The organism is Allorhizobium sonneratiae (assembly GCF_023700755.1).
GTDB lineage: Bacteria > Pseudomonadota > Alphaproteobacteria > Rhizobiales > Rhizobiaceae > Allorhizobium > Allorhizobium sonneratiae.
In genome coordinates this window covers 1-885 of record NZ_JAMKOJ010000034.1, presented here as the reverse complement: position 1 = coordinate 885, position 885 = coordinate 1, and the positions used below count along the sequence as shown (strand labels likewise).

General features: G+C 54.9%; 1 protein-coding gene. It reads right to left on the bottom strand.

From position 1 onward, the window contains the following. Nucleotides 1–53: 53 nt before the first annotated feature. The gene (locus NAC44_RS21150; protein ID WP_250943637.1) at nucleotides 54–821 is read right to left on the bottom strand and encodes an IS6 family transposase; all 768 of its coding nucleotides are present in this window, start codon (nucleotides 819–821) and stop codon (nucleotides 54–56) included. Between the last annotated feature and the right edge of the window lie 64 nt (nucleotides 822–885).

The following is an 885-nucleotide window of genomic DNA, read 5'->3' as shown; positions in this document are numbered from 1 at the left end:
GGCTCTGTTGCGAAAATTCCGATTGGTTGTGAAGAGGCATTGCTACGCGTCAGTCACGCGGATTTGGCATCGAGATTCTGCGCGAGCATTGCCACCACCTCGGTGAGCGCGCTGGGACCAATCCCGAAGGCCCGTTCAACAATGCGGGCCTCCCCACGGATGTCGCCCGTTAGGTTGAAACTCGCGGCCTGACCCTTGCGTAACGCGCGCATGACCTCGAAACCCTTAATCGTCGCATAGGCCGTCTTCAACGTCTTGAAACCTCTTACCGGCTTGATCAGTTGTTTGAGCTTGCCATGATCGGCCTCGACGACGTTGTTTAGATACTTGACCTGCCGGTGCACAAGCTCTTTCGGGCATTTGCCATCGGCCTTCAGTTCCGAGATCGCAATGCCGTAGGTCGGTGCCTTGTCAGTATTGATGACCGTTGGCTTTTCCCAATCCTTCAGGCCATTCAGGGCCTTGCCGAGGAACCGCTTGGCTGCTTTGGCATTACGCGTAGGCGATAGATAAAAATCGATCGTATTGCCGAATTTGTCGACGGCCCGGTACAGATATGTCCAGTTGCCGCGAACCTTCACATAGGTTTCATCGACCCGCCAGCTCGTCGATCGTGGCCGACGCCAATGCCAACGCAGCCGCTTTTCAATCTCCGGCGCGTATTTCTGGACCCAGCGATAGATCGTCGAATGATCAACGGACACGCCCCGTTCGCCCATCATCTGTTCGAGATCCCGATAGCTCACCCCGTAGCGACAATACCACCGAACCGCCCACAAGATCACCTCACCCTGAAAATGACGCCACTTGAAATCGCTCATCAAAAGTCTCGCTAAAAATCTCCAGCGCTCTGTCGCCGATCAGTCAATTTTTTGCAACAGAGCC

What these genes read in the sequence shown, in the direction of transcription:
- NAC44_RS21150 (WP_250943637.1), bottom strand. Translation starts at nt 821, where the DNA reads ATGAGCGATTTCAAGTGGCGTCATTTTCAGGGTGAGGTGATCTTGTGG.